This is a genomic window from Citrobacter sp. MGH 55 (assembly GCF_016906145.1).
Taxonomy (GTDB): Bacteria; Pseudomonadota; Gammaproteobacteria; order Enterobacterales; family Enterobacteriaceae; genus Citrobacter_A; species Citrobacter_A amalonaticus.
This window is the reverse complement of record NZ_CP070239.1, coordinates 2860985-2874019: the sequence shown is the minus strand read 5'-3', so window position 1 is coordinate 2874019 and position 13035 is coordinate 2860985. Positions and strand designations below refer to the sequence as shown.

At 37.7% G+C, this 13035-nt stretch carries 15 protein-coding genes; all 15 read right to left on the bottom strand.

The features are described 5' to 3' along the window. The coding region (locus JTI98_RS11460; protein ID WP_216081271.1) for a Tad domain-containing protein at positions 1-775 on the bottom strand (775 nt) is incomplete at its 3' end. Positions 776-816: 41 nt separating this feature from the next. Further along, complete coding sequence (gene tadF, locus JTI98_RS11455) at positions 817-1503, bottom strand: tight adherence pilus pseudopilin TadF (protein ID WP_216081270.1); 687 nt, start codon at positions 1501-1503, stop codon at positions 817-819. Between the two features lie 208 nt (positions 1504-1711). Further along, the gene (locus JTI98_RS11450; protein ID WP_216081269.1) at positions 1712-2224 is read right to left on the bottom strand and encodes a TadE/TadG family type IV pilus assembly protein; all 513 of its coding nucleotides are present in this window, start codon (positions 2222-2224) and stop codon (positions 1712-1714) included. Between the two features lies 1 nt (position 2225). Further along, positions 2226-2660: a prepilin peptidase gene (locus tag JTI98_RS11445; protein ID WP_216081268.1), complete on the bottom strand. Its 435-nt coding sequence runs from the start codon at positions 2658-2660 to the stop codon at positions 2226-2228. 48 nt (positions 2661-2708) lie between these two features. Then, positions 2709-3203, bottom strand: a complete 495-nt coding sequence (locus JTI98_RS11440; RefSeq protein WP_046401773.1) for a hypothetical protein — start codon at positions 3201-3203, stop codon at positions 2709-2711. A gap of 21 nt (positions 3204-3224) precedes the next feature. After that, the gene (locus tag JTI98_RS11435; protein WP_131724052.1) at positions 3225-3743 is read right to left on the bottom strand and encodes a hypothetical protein; all 519 of its coding nucleotides are present in this window, start codon (positions 3741-3743) and stop codon (positions 3225-3227) included. An 89-nt stretch (positions 3744-3832) separates the two neighbouring features. Then, a complete protein-coding gene (locus JTI98_RS11430; protein ID WP_058586885.1) occupies positions 3833-4195 on the bottom strand; it encodes a hypothetical protein in 363 nt (120 codons plus the stop codon). Positions 4196-4329: 134 nt separating this feature from the next. Then, positions 4330-5610 (bottom strand): M48 family metallopeptidase, encoded by a 1281-nt coding sequence (locus JTI98_RS11425; protein ID WP_216081267.1) that lies wholly within the window; start codon positions 5608-5610, stop codon positions 4330-4332. Further along, positions 5604-6461, bottom strand: a complete 858-nt coding sequence (locus JTI98_RS11420) for a type II secretion system F family protein (protein WP_046401770.1) — start codon at positions 6459-6461, stop codon at positions 5604-5606. Before JTI98_RS11420 ends, JTI98_RS11425 begins: the two co-directional genes overlap by 7 nt. A gap of 1 nt (position 6462) precedes the next feature. Continuing rightward, positions 6463-7365, bottom strand: coding sequence for a type II secretion system F family protein (locus JTI98_RS11415; protein ID WP_165589449.1), 903 nt, complete (start codon positions 7363-7365; stop codon positions 6463-6465). Positions 7366-7373: 8 nt separating this feature from the next. Further along, positions 7374-8663: a CpaF family protein gene (locus JTI98_RS11410; RefSeq protein ID WP_046401769.1), complete on the bottom strand. Its 1290-nt coding sequence runs from the start codon at positions 8661-8663 to the stop codon at positions 7374-7376. Between the two features lie 60 nt (positions 8664-8723). After that, positions 8724-9869 carry a hypothetical protein gene (locus JTI98_RS11405; RefSeq protein WP_216081266.1) on the bottom strand — a complete coding sequence of 382 codons (1146 nt, stop codon included), beginning with the start codon at positions 9867-9869 and terminating at the stop codon, positions 8724-8726. A 15-nt stretch (positions 9870-9884) separates the two neighbouring features. Continuing rightward, entirely contained in the window at positions 9885-11300 is a 1416-nt protein-coding gene (locus JTI98_RS11400) for a type II and III secretion system protein family protein (RefSeq protein ID WP_216081265.1), read from the bottom strand. A gap of 47 nt (positions 11301-11347) precedes the next feature. Then, a complete protein-coding gene (locus JTI98_RS11395; RefSeq protein WP_044327008.1) occupies positions 11348-12292 on the bottom strand; it encodes a hypothetical protein in 945 nt (314 codons plus the stop codon). A gap of 337 nt (positions 12293-12629) precedes the next feature. Next, entirely contained in the window at positions 12630-12860 is a 231-nt protein-coding gene (locus JTI98_RS11390; RefSeq protein ID WP_216081264.1) for a Flp family type IVb pilin, read from the bottom strand. Positions 12861-13035: the final 175 nt, after the last annotated feature.

The window sequence follows — 13035 nt, the reverse complement described above, 5'->3', positions numbered from 1 at the left end:
GTTTGTTATACCAAAAACTCCAGTCTAACCCTGAATACTTATCCTTAAGTTTACCAATATAAGTACACCCAACCTCTTTACTTGTTGCACTCGCGTAATTTGTCTTGTCTAATACGGCAGGAATTCCCGTAGAAAACGGTACAATACCAATCGTACTGCCATTGTCATTATCGAATATTCGGTTACCCAGATCGGTAAACACCTTTTTTAATAATTCAATACGCGTGTAGCCTCTCTCTGCGGAACTATTAGTCATAGAACCTGAAAAGTCGAGTACAAACGTATAATCTGCAGGGACAGAAAGATCTTCAAGTGATTTGCGGATATGACCCGACGACCGACCGCCATGCAAAGTTATGTTCGAATGAAAACCACTATAACCCTCTTTGTATAAGGAAAGTAACGGATGGGTGATGACATCAGAATTTAAGGAAAAATCAGTCGACACCACCTTACCATTCTTATCCTTTTCCTTATCAACATTTATATAGACTTTATTCTTGTCTATTTTCTCAGCAGGAAGATGATATGATAAATACAATACTGTTTTTTCAGTATCTGCATTTTTATCGTCACTGTCATATGACATCGCAATTGAATAAACGCCCTGATTGATAGCATCTGATAAACGAGACCGCTCAGTGATAAATCGAGCCCCGTCAATTGCTAATGAAAAGAAACCGATAAGTGTAGGCAACATAAGCGCATAACTTATTGTTATAGCGCCTTTCCTGCACATAATAAATAACAAAAATCGCTTGATTAAATATTTCATTTTATATCTACCTGAGTTACCAGCAGAAATGATAGATTCATTTACCGCGGCAGCGCGACATTTCGAATATAAAGACTACCGAGGTCCTTATTAAAGATGCCTAAAGCTCGATTAAAATAACTTTCTTCTCCGGGAACACACAGAATCACTTCATAAACCGGAAACCAATCTTGATCAGCGTCAGGAGATCTATCCGGGCGATGGCCCCAGACCGAAAGCTTCGCAAGATCCTCACGCCGGGAATACTTACGTCTAACATCACAACCCTCAATGAACATGGTATTAAAAGAGGCTGATGTATATCTTGAAAGTGGCCCGTCTGGTTTAACGGGATGCGGGCTTGGGCAATTATTTAGTGGACTACTTTGAATGCTACTTTGAATACTACATTGTTGGGCTATAGGCTGTAGAATTTGTATACCGAGCTGATAGGGCTCGACGGAACCATCATTATGGCGCAACATCTCGTCCAGCGTTGCTTTTAAGGTATCAAAATCGCTTTTGCTAATATCGGAAGCGTTACCGCCACCAAACAGACCGTTTCGCTCACGAAAAATCATTGTTAATGAATAATTAACGCGCTCCATATGGCTTTTTGTTATGAGTGAAAAACTCATATCAATCAGGAATCCACACATTAAAGCGAAAATCAGTAAATAGAAGGCAAACTCGATGCTTGAGGTTCCTTTCTCAGTATGTAATCTTTTCCATAAACTGTAAATTTTCATCGCAACATCCTGTATATAGAGGACTCACTTAACAAGAGTGATCATGTCAAATTTATAGGTAAAAATGTTTTTATTTATTGTTATCATGACACGTATGAAAACTTGTTCTACGTATTTGAGCACCTTCTGCGTCAGAAGAATTATTAATGCCAGCGTTTATTATATGCTAGATAGTTTACTGATTCACAAAGCGCAAACATCGCTCAAGTTAATAACCATCCTTAAAGCTTCTGTCGACATTGGCTTCTTGTATATAGACAATTCGTCGAGTCATTTTTTCCTGCATAATATTAACAGGGAACACAAAAAATAGCGGTTCGTAAGGAACTTCGATTTTATAAATGGAAATTGGTTTTTTTGTGTTACTTAATTCACTACAATTAACAAATGGTTTCGTTTGATTGTGATCATAGCCACATGATTCTATTTCTACTTTTATTGAAACTTCTTTTCCTAATGTCAACAAAGCCCATCCGCTAGCACTTTCATTGATTGCATCTTGAAAATATTCATGTACCAAATCTGGATTTGAAGGATTCTGTATATTTGCTGTTGCGTTCCCACTGTCAGCCAGGAGAGCGTCCAGAGAAGCCATGATAAAAATTATCCGACACAGCTCCATGATAAAAAGAACAGAAACAATGAATGGTACAATAACAAATGCAAATTCGATTGCTGCAGCACCATCTTCATCTGCAAATAATCTTCTGAGTCTTGACATTTTAATAAACAAACCTCCACATGGTCATGATATAACCTATAGTAATCGCAACACCAAATGGGACAGAGGTTTCATTATGATGTAGTATATATCGAGTGAACAATAAGATTGAAAGCGCGCAAAATACGCCGGGTAAACTGATAAAAACAGCAAAGTCAATAAATTGACTGACTGGTATACTAAAAGATAAAGATGCTATTAATTTTACATCCCCGGCACCAATTACCCCTAAAAGATTTATGAAAAATCCAACAAACATAATAGAGAGAGGAATTTTTATATTAATATCCTGTACGGCGAATGAGAGAAGAAGTGAGAGAAGTAAAACAGAAAAAACCACTTTATTTTTAATTTTCCTCTCAAAAATATCCGTGTAACAACAATATATCAATTGAAGGGCAATTAATACTATCAAACCTCTCTGCAATAAAATCATTAGTTAATACCATGAAAATTTACTTTCAGACAAGATAAAAAAGAGAAATCACCTTTTACCCTTTTTCTTCTTAGCACTCTTCATTTTGTGATACACAGGAATAACCACACCCTGATGTTTAACAATTACTTCTGCTGAAGAAATTGGCTGGTGGGAAACTGTAATGCTTTCACTCTGAACAAGTCGAATATCGTGTTTTTCGAACAGAGAATACATCATACTGAAATAATTACTAATTGTGTCACTGATCAGCGTGTCACGATCGCAAAGTATCGGTTCAATAGCAATAACACCACAGGTAATATCAGCACGAGTAAGATCAATAGCCTTCTTTAGACAATAATCTATTCTCTCGACAGGTTCACCAGACATTTTATCTAAAAGGTCTTTTCTGATCTTTGATATCATCTCATGAAGCTGAGAAATTCGCTTTGCCGTAATATTATCACGCGATTCAATGACAGGCTTCGCTGAAATAAAGCCACTGATAAAATCAGATGCGCACAAGCCTACAGCGGCTTCAAAGCTAAATGAACTATTCATTACATTACCTCACCGTATTTATTAATGGTTATTACAAATCTCAATTATATTTTCAGAAAGCTGCCTTACACGCCAGAAAATTTGACCAATTGACTCATCTTTTGATGTTATTGCCATCAAACATAACATCTTCTGTGCGGCCGGGATGCGATTAAAAAGAATCATGTTTTGGTCGCTCTCCATAAAAACGGCATTTTGCTCACCGCCCCCCACTTCAGTTAACATCGCAGAGCTGATCCCCAGCAGGGAACTGGTTAATGCTGATACTTTTCGAATATGGAGTTCATAGCCTGGCGTGAGAAGAGAGGCAATTTCAAAGCCATCTGCTGTAGATATGAGCAAATTTTTTAATACTGCATTCCCTTCCGAGAAGCGTTCAAGCTCGGCTTTTAATTCATTGATTAGCACTTCAGAAATATTATTAACTTCTGCATCGCTATGCTGTGCCATCGAATCGGATTGATCTTGCGCTTCTAATTCTGGCTCGGAAAGGTCAGACTCAACGTCATTCATACCAAACGGTAACATAATTTTATCCATCGTCATTAACCATCGTAAATTTTTCAACACCAATTTGCTTTCCGATAAAGCAAATTACCTGGACTGTATGCAACAATAACTTTTAAAGATTATTGCACAGACAAATTAGAAAATTTTTCATTTAATCGCAGGCGAGTCAATGCAATATTTGCATCTCGCGCAATGCGAATAAAAATAAAATATTTTGCTGCTTCAGGAACTTGTTTTAAAAGAAATATATCATCACTATAGGTAATTAATATATCTTCCATAGTCTTTTGTTGTGCAGAGAGCTTGCTAAACTTTATATTCGCCCTGATAATATCACTCATACCTGTACTCAAAAAACCAAACCTATCATTGATATTTTTGCTGTGTACGATTTCTTTAATTGTGTTATCTATTAAAGCAACGCCCAGAACTCCATCAATCCCAGATAATGTATCAAGCAAATTATTAATTTTATATTCCATACTCGCTCCATTCACTCTTTACCCCAATAATAATGATAGTAAAAGAGTGCATTATGACTATTAATTCTTAAATATCCAGGGCAGACAATCTACAGCCTCGCAAGCATAAGCGAGAAGATTAAGTAAGCAATACACTAATAGTTAAGATCAATTATTATTTTCTCTTTATACTGGCCGTTAACTGATAAACGTGAAACATTTTTAGTTGTAATACATTTGTTAGTTACTATTTGCAGTTTCGAGTTTCCATTGCCATTATTCATGATTTCTATTTTTTTAATATTCTGCCGTTTTTGTATATTTGAGAGAAGAGACTCATAAATACGCTTCATAGGCTGAGCGTTAAATATCTCTATTTCGACTATATTGTCATAACGTTTGGGCATCACACTATAATTAAGTGGGTAGACAGAATAAAGAGCAATTCTATCGCCACCAGATATACCGGCAGACGTCAGATTGGCTATTAATTTAGCATGAGGTATTTCTCCCGCAAATGGGAGAACAGTATCAGAAATACTTTTATCAAATGTACAATTCTGTGATATCCCACTGTTCACCAGTTGAGAGGAATCATCAGATTTTATATTATTCTGCATATCAGATACAGGTATTGTCAGGGGCTTATTTTGATTAAGGCCAACGCTTGTGCTTGCAGTCACTGCAACATCGTTTTTTTGTCCTTCTATTTTAAAATGTTCTCGCGGTGATAATTTTGCCAAAGATGCAATTAGCGCATCAGGTTGTGATGTTGAGAGTTTATCATCAATAATAATTTTTTTCGCACTCTCATAATCATCGGATTTTACCAGAGCATAGGCTAGGTTATACGCAGTTTGTGGTTTATATTCTTTCCTGGAATACAGAGGGAGAAGATAATTTCTTGCCGTAATATAATCTCCTTGCAGAATAGCCATCATGGCCAGATTATTGACGACTACCTCTTCATCATAAAAAAGCCCTCTTGCTTTTTCAAAAGATAACGTTGCCTTAAGATAGTCTCCTGTTTGAGCCAGTAAAATACCCTGTAAATTCCATAATTCCCCGTTTGAGCCATCATGTGCAAGCATTTCATTTAGAATGGCCTGGGCTTCATTTTCCTTTCCTAACTCAAGCAGATTCTGTGTCTTAAGCAGTAAATATTCTTTACTTCCTTTTTTTTCCACCAACGGTGCCAGATAAATATTCGATGAATTATAGTCGCCAATTTTATTATATAGCTGGGACAGATAGTATCGTTCATCATCATTATCTTTAACACTAAGCTTATTTCTGTATATCTCTATGAGCCCTTGATAATCATTCAGTTGAGTGAGGATATATTCCTTTTGTTCTTCATCAGATGCATTCGTAGGCCCACCTGTACAGCCAGATAGCACAGCAAGCATTAATAGGGGTAATAATCTTTTTACCATGTCGAAGTCATCTTAATCAGGCCCGGACCGGCAACAATTGCGATCAGGGGAAAGAGAATAAAAGCAATCATTGGGAATGTCATTTTTGCAGAAAGAGCTGCAACTTTTTCTTCCATTGCAAGTAATTGCATCTGTCTAATTTCTTTTGATAAATCTATAAGTACGGCATATATTGACGATCCAAATTTTGTGCTCTGTAATAATGCTGAGCACATCATTCTTACTTCTTCATTAACCACTTCCCCAGAAAGTTGTTCAAGTGCAGCATTAATACCACTAACATCAGCTCTCAAAACAGTGCGAATAAGCAACGAAGACAGATCTTTATTGATCACTTCCATCTTATGAGAAATATAAGCAAGCGAAGCTTCGACTGTCATACCTGACTGGATGCATACGGCTAAAAGATCTATACAATAAGGAATGTCATTGGATATTCTTCGAAATCGCCGCTGAGAAATAGCCGTTTGTACTCTCGAAGGTACGATAACAATCACTCCGAGTATGACCAACAGTGCAATCATTAGCATCTGATTATCAAGCTTCATCCATCCTATATAATTTGCTATGAGCACTGGTGACGCTATCACAACGAATAAAAACGCCTTAACTTTAACATTTTTATCTAGCTCAGATGAAATGGAAACAAGTTTGCTATTTTTCTTGAAAGTTTTGTCCAGTTGTGTTTCTATCAAATTTGTGCCATATGTTAATATATTCTTTTTATTACTATCTACTTTAGAAAAATTGATTAGCTTGTTAACTTTATTGGCACGTTGCTTGCGATAAATGAGGAGTAATATACTTCTGACCCCTGTCAGAAAAACAATAAAAGAAATAATATATATCATTTCACCCAACCTTATTCATCATAGACCAAACGATAAATAGCCCTATTAATATACTTGTTAATGCGTAATAAAGAATATATTTTCCTGCATCGGTTCCAACAAGAATTTCAAAGTTATCTGGTGCCACAAACTTCAGGAAAAAGAAGAAAAAGACAGGAATAATGACCAGTACTTTAACCGACATTCTTGCCTCAGCAGTCATTGCGATTTTTTTCCTATCCAACGTCTTACTTGCCGAGATTAACATTGTCAGGCGGGACATCACTTCGCTAACTTGCCCGCCACCTTTCATATTTATAAGTACCGTAATAACAAATGAAAAATATTCACTATAGGGAAATTTTTCGTATGAATCCATAAATATGCGCTCAGGATCATCTCCGATATCCAGCCGCATGAGAATACGTTTAAACTCTCTTCCGAAATCACTGTCTATCACCCGTGAGCATTCTTCAAAACCCTGCAATACCGGGCGCCCTACTCGTACCGCACTATTAATTATATTGAGTGCCTCGGAGAAATCCCGCTCAAACTCTCGACGATACTTTTTTACTTGTCGCATATACAAGATATAGATAGTAGAAAGTAACGTGATATTAGTTATTACAATATTGCTGAAATTCAGATACTCCATGTTTACATATAATGCTGCGGCACATGCCACCAGTATTATCGCTACATGCTTAAAAATGTGCTCGTTTTTTTTACCAATAAGATTAGCATGAAGTTTTTCAATAAAAATGAAAACTCCTTCCATTGAATCTTTGAATGGTTGTTTTTTACTTGCTACTTCCTGGCTGGCAATGATGTTAGTCGAGAGTATCTTTCCTTTTATTTCCTTCGTTCTCTTTAACGATAAATATATTTGAAGAATGCCACAAATAGAGATAACGATAAAAATCATTGCCATTATCATGAGACTTTATTCCCAAATAGTTGCCGTAACGGATCAAGATAACCATGAATTAAAGCTTGCCGATAAACTGCTGACCGCTGCAAAAGACCGTTACATGTAAACGTACCCGTGATCATACCATTATTATCTCTTTCAGGATTAGCAGCATAAGAAAAGATATCCTGGAGAATAATATTCTCACCTTCCATCCCCATGACTTCTGATATATTTATTACTTTTCTGGACCCATCGGGAAGACGTGAAGCCTGAACAATGATATTTACAGCAGTTGAGATATTTCGCCGTATTGCTACTAGTGGTAATGCTGAATTGGCCATCATTACCATGCTCTCAAGACGAGCTAATGCATCACGCGGGTTATTAGCATGCAGCGTTGACATAGAACCATCATGTCCGGTGTTCATCGCCTGCAGCATTTCGAAGGCTTCAGGCCCACGGCATTCCCCAATAATAATACGATCCGGGCGCATACGAAGTGAGTTGATAACCAAATTTCGCATCGTGATTTGCCCTTGGTTTTCTGAACCGGCCAATCGCGTTTCTAGTCTTAATACATGTGTTTGTTGTAAGCGAAGTTCCGCAGCATCTTCAAGTGTCAATACACGTTCAGTTTCGTCAACATATTGGGACATCGCATTTAGTAGCGTTGTTTTGCCCGAACCAGTCCCCCCGGAGACAATGATATTGACTCTACAACGACTGGCGATTACCAGGAAATTGGCCATCATTTCATTCATACTGCCATATTTGATAAGCTCTCCCAGAGTTATATTTCCCTTACCAAATTTACGGATCGACATTGAGGTGCCATCAATAGATATTGGAGAAATAACTACGTTGAGACGGCTACCATCAGGCATACGCGCATCCACGAGTGGTTGAGCGTCATCAATTCGCCTTCCTACTTTTCCCACCAGACGTCGGGCAATATCTGTTAACTGCTCATTATTGATGAACTGTTTATCAGATAGTTCCAGGCGACCTTTACGTTCTACAAAGATGCGATCCGGGCCGTTGACCAATATATCGCTAATTGACTCATCTTCCATTAACTCGCGCAATGGGCCATAGCCCGTAATTTCATCAACAACTAACTCACACAGTTCCTGACGCTCCGGTGCAGAGAGATAATTCTCTGTGCGATTGTTATTAATAACATTACGCATAACCGCATTAACTTCGTTAATGAGTTCCGCACGGTTTTCTTTGATACTTTCAATTTGTTCCAGATCTATGTTTTTGAGTACTTCTTGTCTGAAATAGATAAAGGAAATGGATTTATTCATATAAGGCCCATGATTAATATAGCGCCTTGCCGAGGGATAGCCACGATGACAAACTGCTCATTAATTATTTTTCTTCTTTTTAAATATTGAAGATAGCGATAGACCTTTCTTATTGCCATCAGGTTTCTCGCCTTTTATATTTTTGCCCAACATTTTAGCCGTAAAGAAATAGAGTTCTGATTTATTATCTGTCTTTTTTACATCTTTAATGAAAGGGTGAAAAATATCAATTTTCTTGCCAAGGTAATTTTCTATATCTTCCTTAGTCAACTCATCCGGTCTTGAATGATGATTTTCATTCAGAATGATAATATTTTTTGAATTTTTCTTTTGATTATCTGAAGTAGTGGTTGTCCGTTCTAATTCATCAATGATAAGGCGGGCATTGCGCACTGATGAGAGTTCTCTGGTTACGACAATAAAGATAAAATCGGAACCAGGGACAATGTAGGCAAGTTTATCTCTCACCTGGGTTGTTACATTGTGGTCAAAAACAACAATATTATAATTTTTGTGTTCGTCGGCATCAAACTGCCATTGTTCTTCATCAGTAGCAATCTTCATCCCACGTATTGCATCAAGATATGTTATTACACCGTCCTGCTGTAGAGCGGTATCTGATATGAGATCAAGATCGGGTGTGCCTGTGTGCCCCTGAACAAGCAATACAGGTAAATGACTTAATTCACAGATTGATCTAAAAAACTGGTATGCAACAAAAGAAGTTCCACTTCCCCCTTTGCAGCCCAGGATACTGATTCGTTGTGTATAGCTCACACTTGTAATATCAGTTTCAAAATTCTTCAATGTAACACCGAGCAATGTAATTTGTGAATCAAGATGCAAATATACTGCTCCAATTCGCTTCATTTCATTGCTAAAGGTAATTGAATCAACATCACCAATAAATATTTTTTTCGTTGCAGCAGGAAAGAGATATTTTATCTTTTCCTGTATCACGTCTATATCGTTAAAATCTTCAATATCAACGATGAGATACTCTGACGATGTTAATTCTTTATCATCGATAATATCATTGAAAAATTTATTTACCTGGATAATGTCCTGACAGCCGTTCACACGTATTTGGGTCATGACTCCAGCAGAAACATGACTACGTGATGAGATGACAGCAACAGTTCCAATGGTGGAATTGTTATTTTTATTCTCAATATTTCTTTTGTTAATTTTAGTAAGATCCAGCATTTTCCCTCCCGTTCCTTATCGGATAAATCCACCGCGTGAAATGAAACTTCTTGCATCTTCTTCCAGTCTATTAGTGTGTTCATCAGCAACACCGACATTGAAGAAAAGTTTGTCTACTGAAGTTTTATGGTATTGGGGAGTGGGGATTTTATAGCTATTTTCTGCTGAAAACGGTTTTACTAATTTTACAGTTGCGAATACGACCAGCTCACTCTTCTCTCTTTCAGTCTGTGAGCTTCGGGCAAAAGCCCCAAGGATTGGGATATCGCCGGCATACGGCACTTTAGATAAAGACTCTCGGTCAGTTTCAGTCAGTAATCCACCGATGACAAAACTATCTCCATCGGCTAATTCTATTGTGGATTGTGTTCTTCTGGTGTTAATGGTCGGGATAGCATAGGAGTTGTAAGTGTAGCTCCCTGTAACATTACTTAATTCGTTAGATATGAAAAGACGGATTTTATCAGTGCGATTCACCTTTGCGCCAATATTAAGGCGTATGCCGTATTCCTTATACTCCACAGATGCCGTACTGTTGCCACCACTATCGACAACAATTGGAATCTCCCCTCCTACCAGAAAGCTGGCATACTCTCCTGAGAGTACGGTTAAATTCGGTTGTGCTAACACTTTCGCAATGCTGTCATTTTTGACGGCGTTGATAACAGTACTAATGTTACCTGCATCAAATCCACCTTTGAAGCCAATTAAGCTGAAGACTCCCGCGCTGTTTGCTGTACTCCCCCCGTTGATGATACTGTCCAGTGTTAAGCTGCTCCATTCAATGCCCAACGCATCGGTGAATTGCTTAGTCACTTCAACAACGGTTAACTTCACATTAACCTGTTGCGGCGATGATAGTACAGTCATGCGATCGATGATGTTGTCCCATCTTTTTTTACTTAAATGGTCGATCTTGGTGCCGCCCGTGCCGCCGCCTGGCGAGTTTTCACTCCAGGTGACGTCTTCTTCTTTTTTATCACTGCCAACAAGACTACCAACGGTGTTATAGATCTCATCTCTTAATTCTTCTGTCGCCACTTCACCCTGAATAATATAAGTTGCCTTATCTTTACTCATGTAGCGCTCAATGCTAATTTTGGTGCCAGGGTATTTTTTATTCACCTTTTGGGCCAGGGAGCTTCCGATTTCATCAACGGCAACGCTAATTTTTTTTAATACTTTTCCTTTCACTCCGTAAATCGTTAGATCAGCCACACCTGGTTGCTTGGCGAACAGGACAATTTTTTTATTATCAATGACTTTGTAATCTGCAACTTCTGGGTTTGAGATGAAAACAGTCTCTATTTTCTGCTGCGATGAAATATTTTTTGCTTGCCCTTCCTTCAGTGTTAAATTTTCTCCAAAGGCAGACGATAGTAATAATGGACATAAACAAAATAAAACGAGCACTTTTGCTGTTTTCGACATAAATCTATCCTTATTTTTAAGCATCCGTATTATTAATACTTTTAGCGCTATTTGCTATTTATCGAACTGTTAGCACTATTCTCGCCGCGAAACTCTCTTATAAGCTCACTGTCATTTTGAATCGTTGTCGCACTTTGAACCGCAGTCGATAAAATATTGCTATTATCAATCGGCCACTGGCCTTCGTCCCCCACTAAGACAGAATGCGTAGGATCAAATTCAGCAACATTTTCGCTTGTTGGAAAAATATACAGTTTTGCATCCTCTAAACCTTTCAGCATTATCACTTCTGCAGGCGTGAGCTCCACTAAAATATAACCTTCATTCATCATGGGGTTTTGTTCATATACTACTTTTTTCACTTTCGATGTAACCGCTTGAATGGACAGTATCTTCTTATTTTTCATTAACATTTTAAAATGCCGACCATTAATGTGATCCGTTGCATCCGTTACTGGCGCAGTCTTTATCTCTCCGGATTCGTCTTTTGTTACTCTCAAATTATAGGCCAGATAAATATCTACTCCGCCGCCAGCTTGCGCATTATTGAAGAGATAGCTATCATTTTTTTTAATAGAGAAGCCGTAGACTATACTTCCAGGCTTTGCTGACATTTTTATATATTCGTCGCTACCTGGCTTAACTAAAATTGCCTGGGGTATTTTTGCACCTTCTGAGATATCACTTTTGAGCATCCAGTTATCAATATCGCCCACTGAAAGTGTACTTTTTTCATTCCCCCCCTCTTTTATCTTGAGGGTTTCGAGTTGAAAATCACCAGAGGTTAAGCGCGTCCCTTTTTGCAGATTTTTCTTCGCAACGGCGACGGTAATACTCTCAGTAGGCGCTTCGATAACTTTTGTTTGAACAACTTTCTGCACCTGACTGGGCTTGTACTGGGGTTTCTTGCTCGCCATATAATAAAAAAGCATACCAATGATACCAATAACGATCATGGCAATATTAATTATTAATGAGTATTTTTTGCTCATTGATATCCTCAACGTTATCAGGCTAATATGTGTGACGTCATAATTTATATGCGCAAACTATGATTTATGATGCCATCATCGTCCGCATATTATGAATAATATTGAATATAAGAGTTAAGTTCTATAATAGGAGTAAATGTATATTGAGGAATACGTACATGATATACATTTATTTAGGACATAGCTACCGCACGGACTTTGCTGATTGCGAAGCCTACAAAGGGATTACCATATTTTGCTTACACATAAAAAATGATGTTTTCACACCATTTATTAATATTCACTTTATTAAACTGTGCGGACAGAATATTTTCTGCCCGCATTAGCTCAACGCTTATTATGAAGTGATAGAATCCAAAACCTGTTGCGATACCGTTTTGAAAATACTTTCTAACAACGTCTGTACTGTACCATTTTTACCGAAGATCACTGCGACTACGGCTGCAACGCCAGCAAGTACAATTGCATATTCTACAGCTGTCACGCCTCGCTCATCTTTAAAGTAGTTATGGACACGTTCGGCCCCATTTAACCCCTTAACATAAGCTTTGATGAGTAGCTCATTCATTTTCTTAGTCCCTATTATGATACATTTAGTAGCTAACAACCCTGATAGCTAGTCGCGCGTATACACAGTCTGCAGCCTGAATTCGTATATGGCTCAAGCTGGAAATATTATGAACTTTGGATTTCTAAAATATAACCCTGTGATATTTTTTTAAGATTATATTTATATAACGAAG

What these genes read in the sequence shown, in the direction of transcription:
- JTI98_RS11410 (WP_046401769.1), bottom strand. Translation starts at nt 8,663, where the DNA reads ATGAATAAATCCATTTCCTTTATCTATTTCAGACAAGAAGTACTCAAA.
- JTI98_RS11440 (WP_046401773.1), bottom strand. Translation starts at nt 3,203, where the DNA reads ATGAATAGTTCATTTAGCTTTGAAGCCGCTGTAGGCTTGTGCGCATCT.
- JTI98_RS11395 (WP_044327008.1), bottom strand. Translation starts at nt 12,292, where the DNA reads ATGAGCAAAAAATACTCATTAATAATTAATATTGCCATGATCGTTATT.
- JTI98_RS11400 (WP_216081265.1), bottom strand. Translation starts at nt 11,300, where the DNA reads ATGTCGAAAACAGCAAAAGTGCTCGTTTTATTTTGTTTATGTCCATTA.
- JTI98_RS11415 (WP_165589449.1), bottom strand. Translation starts at nt 7,365, where the DNA reads ATGATTTTTATCGTTATCTCTATTTGTGGCATTCTTCAAATATATTTA.
- JTI98_RS11390 (WP_216081264.1), bottom strand. Translation starts at nt 12,860, where the DNA reads ATGAATGAGCTACTCATCAAAGCTTATGTTAAGGGGTTAAATGGGGCC.
- JTI98_RS11450 (WP_216081269.1), bottom strand. Translation starts at nt 2,224, where the DNA reads ATGTCAAGACTCAGAAGATTATTTGCAGATGAAGATGGTGCTGCAGCA.
- JTI98_RS11405 (WP_216081266.1), bottom strand. Translation starts at nt 9,869, where the DNA reads ATGCTGGATCTTACTAAAATTAACAAAAGAAATATTGAGAATAAAAAT.
- JTI98_RS11425 (WP_216081267.1), bottom strand. Translation starts at nt 5,610, where the DNA reads ATGGTAAAAAGATTATTACCCCTATTAATGCTTGCTGTGCTATCTGGC.
- JTI98_RS11435 (WP_131724052.1), bottom strand. Translation starts at nt 3,743, where the DNA reads ATGGATAAAATTATGTTACCGTTTGGTATGAATGACGTTGAGTCTGAC.
- tadF (WP_216081270.1), bottom strand. Translation starts at nt 1,503, where the DNA reads ATGAAAATTTACAGTTTATGGAAAAGATTACATACTGAGAAAGGAACC.
- JTI98_RS11445 (WP_216081268.1), bottom strand. Translation starts at nt 2,660, where the DNA reads ATGATTTTATTGCAGAGAGGTTTGATAGTATTAATTGCCCTTCAATTG.
- JTI98_RS11430 (WP_058586885.1), bottom strand. Translation starts at nt 4,195, where the DNA reads ATGGAATATAAAATTAATAATTTGCTTGATACATTATCTGGGATTGAT.
- JTI98_RS11420 (WP_046401770.1), bottom strand. Translation starts at nt 6,461, where the DNA reads ATGATATATATTATTTCTTTTATTGTTTTTCTGACAGGGGTCAGAAGT.